The organism is Frankia sp. AgKG'84/4 (assembly GCF_023242965.2).
Taxonomy (GTDB): Bacteria; Actinomycetota; Actinomycetes; order Frankiales; family Frankiaceae; genus Frankia.
On sequence record NZ_JALKFU020000435.1, the window covers coordinates 1 to 4,489 of the forward strand.

Annotated in this window: 2 protein-coding genes; both read left to right on the forward strand. The window is 75.8% G+C overall.

From position 1 onward, the window contains the following. On the forward strand, window positions 1-2,083 hold a 2,083-nt coding region (locus tag MXD58_RS20715), incomplete at its 5' end, for an ATP-binding protein (protein ID WP_250609760.1). A 170-nt stretch (window positions 2,084-2,253) separates the two neighbouring features. Beyond that, a partial coding sequence (locus MXD58_RS20720) for a hypothetical protein (RefSeq protein WP_250609761.1) occupies window positions 2,254-4,489 on the forward strand: 2,236 nt, incomplete at its 3' end.

Consider the following 4,489-nt stretch of genomic DNA (forward strand, 5'->3'; position numbering starts at 1 on the left):
GGCGGGGGCACCGGACGCGGTGCGCCTCGGCGACGTGATCGACGCCGGCTGGGCGCCGGCCGGCGCGCTCGCCGTCCCACGCGCCACCCTCAACCGCCACGCCTTCGTCTGCGGCGCCACCGGTTCCGGCAAGTCACAGACCGTCCGGTCCCTGCTGGAGTCGCTGACCCGGGCGTCGCGGCCGGTGCCGTGGCTGGTGCTGGAACCCGCGAAGGCGGAGTACGCGCGGATGGCCGGCCGCCTCGCCGACCTCACCGCTCCGGCGGCCGATCCCACCGACGGCCGGCCGGGGCGGGGGGAGGTCCTCGTCATCCGCCCGGGTCGGCTCGACGCGCCGCCGGCGTCGCTGAACCCACTGGAGCCCGAGCCCGGTTTCCCGCTGCAGAGCCACGTCGACCTGGTCCGCGCGCTGTTCCTCGCGGCCTTCGAGGCGCACGAACCGTTCCCCCAGGTCCTCGCGCGGGCCCTCACGGCCTGTTACCGCGACCTGGGCTGGAACCTGGTCCTGGACCGGCCGGAACCGGTCCACCGACCACGGCTGCGGGTCGCCGGCCCGGACGCGGATCCCCTGGTCGAGGCCGCCCGGCGCTATCCGACCCTCGGCGACCTGCAACGCACCGCGACCCGGGTGGTGGAGGACATCGGGTACGGCGCGGAGGTGACCGCGGACGTCCGCGGCTTCGTCGACGTGCGGATCGGCAGCCTGCGCGAAGGCAGCCCCGGCCGGTTCTTCGAAGGCGGCCACCCGCTCGACATCGGCGCGCTGCTGACCCGCAACGCCGTGATCGAGCTGGAGGACATCACCAGCGACCAGGACAAGGCGTTCCTGCTCGGGGCCGTGCTCATCCGCATCGTCGAGCACCTGCGGGTCCGGTTCGGCGCGACGGGGGCGGGCGGGCTGCGCCACGTCCTCGTCGTCGAGGAGGCCCACCGGCTGCTCAAGAACGTCACCGACGGGCCGGCGGCGGCGGCCGTCGAGCTGTTCGCCTCCCTGCTCGCGGAGATCCGCGCCTACGGCGAGGGGCTCGTCGTCGTCGAGCAGATCCCGGCGAAGATCCTGCCCGACGTCATCAAGAACACCGCCCTGAAGGTGATGCACCGGCTGCCCGCCGCCGACGACCGTGAGGCCGTCGGCGCGACGATGAATCTGCTCCCGGAGCAGTCCGAGGTGGTCGTCTCGCTGCCGCCCGGGGTGGCCGCGGTCAGCATCGACGGCATGGACCGGCCCGTGCTGGCCCGGATGGTCGCCGGCGACGCCCGCGAGACACCGGGGCCGGCCCGCCACGACCGGGTGCCGCTGACCGGCCGGCGCAGTGCGCTCTGCGGCGCGGCCTGCGTGTCCGGGCGGCCGTGCAGCCTGGAGGAGACGGAGACGGCGGCGCTTGCCGCGGGCGATCCCCGGCTGGTGCTGTGGGTGGAGGCGGTCGCCGCGCACCAGGTGATGGGGTTCGCCCACCTGCTCGGGCTGGCGCCGTTCGACCCGTCCCCGGCCCTGCGTGCAACCCTCGCCGCCGAAGGGCCGCGACGGCTGGACTGCCTGCTGGCCCATGCCGTCGACCGGGCCGTGGGCGCCCGCGGACCGCTGCTGCGGCCCTTCGTCGCCGCCGACGAGTTCGCCGGCGCGCTGCACACCACCCTGCGCCGACTGCTGGCCGCCGGCCCGCCCAACGTGAGCGTCGCCGCGGGCGACACGGGCGACCCGCGGCGGCTCACCGCCGGGGTCTACCGCTGGCAGGACGTCCGCCTCGCCCTCGGTGACGCCGTGCGCCGCGCCGGCCCGACCGCCGGGCCGCACCCGCTCACCGCGTCCTGGCGCGAACGGGGCCTGGCCATCACCGGCGACACCCTCGGCGGACAGCTCGACTGGCTGCGTGGCAGCCCGATCTACCACGGCGGCGCGGATCGGGTGAGCGTCGGGGACGTGTCCGCCAGCGGCCTGCTCGACGCCGTCCGGGCACTCGCCGGCGGCACGGGCCCGGCCGGCCTCGCCACCGCCCTCGCGGCGGCCTGCGCCGGCCCCGGCCTGACGGACCTGGCCGACCAGATCGCCGACCTGATCGACACGCCCTCGTCCGCCGGCTGACCGGCCCGCTGCCGCCGGTAGCGGCGCGGAACGCGACAGAGTGGACACAAGGCGCCATACTGTCAGCGCAGGGATGACGCCACGGTGTGTGCCGACCCGGATCTCCTGGCGTCTCGCCGCCGCCGTCCCGGCCCGCCGCGGCCGTGCGGCCGACATGGGTTTTGGGGGCGATGATGGGGGACCTGGCCCTGCCGAGCGCGGAATCCGCCCTCGCGCACCGGCTGTTCGTCCCGCTCGAACGCTGGGGCTGGGAGTTCATCGACGGCGGGCCGCCCGTGCCGAGCCCGCTCGCGGACCAACCCCCCACCTGGGCCCAGCCGGACCTGCCGGACCTGCCGGACCTGCCCGCGCTCGTCGAGCGGCGCCGTCGCACAATCCGGGCGACGTGGATCCGACTGCTGCTGCCCGCGGCGTTCCTCGCGTTCGGCACCGCACTGGCCACCAGCGGCGGGCTGCTGTTCGTCCCGGCCGGCGGCGCGCTGGCGCTGTTGGCGGGATCCGCCCCGCTGGCGCGGCACGCCCAGCTCGCCCGCGCCCGAAGCCGCACGATCACCCTCACCGCGAAGGCCCGTGCCGCGCATGAGCAGGCGGTGGCCGACTGGCGGGCCAGCGTGGCCGCGCACAACGCCGCCGAGACGCGCCGACGGTCCGCGAACAGCGCCTTCTATCCGGTCACCAGTCCGGCCGCGACGCCGCGCGTCGACGTCTTCGGCGGCGACGGGAACGGCTGGGCCAGCCTGCTCGCGACCGCCGGCGGTTCCGTGCTCGGCGGCGGCACCGGGATGCTGCTCGTCGACCTCAGCGAACGAACTGTCGGCGGCGGTCTGGCGCGCCTGGCCGGCCAGGCCCGCTGCCCCGTCGAATCGTGGGACCTGCCCCGCCAGCTCGACGAGGTGGGACTGCTCGACGGCCTCGTGCCGCGGGAGGCCGCCGAACTCGTCGCCGACGCCTTCGCCCCGGGCCGGGAGAACGAGCCCGACCATCACCGCCGCGCCCTGCACGCCGACCTGCTGAACGCGGTCGTCGAGGTGCTCGGCTCCTGGCTGACCTTCCGCCGGCTCACCGAGGGCCTGCGGGTACTCGAAGGCCTCGACGACGGCCGGGCGGCCACCACGCTGACACCCGCCGAGGCCCGCGCCATCGTCGGCCGGATGAACGCGTTCGGCCGCGGCGACCGGGTCGCCGACGAGCTGCGCTACCTGCGCTCGTCGCTGGAGGCGCTGTGTCCGCCGACGCCCGGCCAGGTCGCGTCGGCGGACACCGCGGGCTGGCCGACCGGGCCCGGCGGCCACGATCCGGGCGCGCGGCCACGGCAGCTGTCGGCCTGGTGGCCGGTGCGGGGCCTGCGGGTCCTGGCGACCTCGAGTCGCGGCTCCGCCCCGCACCTGAAGGAACTCGCCGACCGCCTCGCCGTCCAGGCCGTGTTCCACCAGCTCCGGCACCGCCCGACGATACCGGGAGCCAGCCACGACATGCTGGTCGTCGCCGGAGCCGATCATCTCGGCCGAGCGGTGCTGATCAGGCTGAGCCGGCACGCCGAGATCGCCGGGGTACGCCTGGTGCTGCTGTTCGAGCGGCTCGCGGACGACTCCGAACGCCTGCTCGGCGAGCAGGGCGGCTCCACGATCATCATGCGGCTCGGTAACGGCAAGGACGCGACCACCGCCGCCGAGTTCATCGGACGCGGGCACCGCTTCGTCCTGTCCCAGGTCACCGCGCAGATCGGGCGCAGCTTCACCGTCGGCGACAGCGACAGCATCGGCAGCCAGGACGGCGTCTCCGACACCACCGGCACCAGCGGCGGCACCGGTCGCACGTACGACCGCACCCGCATCCTTCCGTGGCTGCAGAACACCTCGACGAACACCGGCTGGCAGGAGTCGGTGACGACGTCGCGCTCGCAGACCTGGCAGCGCACCGTCAACGCCTCGCTCAGCGACTCGACGACCGACGGGGAGACCTCCCAGCGGGTCTACGAGTTCCTCGTCGAACCGACGACCGTTCAGACCTTGCCGACCACCGCCTTCCTGCTGGTCAGCGCGATCGACGGGCCGGACCGAGTGACCCTGGGCGACTGCAATCCCGGCACCGTGCTGCTCCCCCGGGTCTCCCCGGTGGACCGCTGGACGGCGGCCCGCACCGCCGCCGGGCTGGCGCCACCCGTCCCGATGGCTCCGCCGGCGGCCTGGCCGGCGGCCTGGGCCGACGACCACCCGCCGCAGGCCGTCGAGTTCGCCCCGCCGCCTCCGCCACTGCCCGAGCCCCCCACCCGGACGCTCCTGGACGACCTGGTCCACCTGCCGGCCAGTCCAACCGCAGCGCCGCCTCCACCACCGCGCCGCGCGCCCCAACCGCCGACGCCGCGCGCTCCCCCGTTCGCGGTGCCGCCCGCCGCCGCGCTGCCCC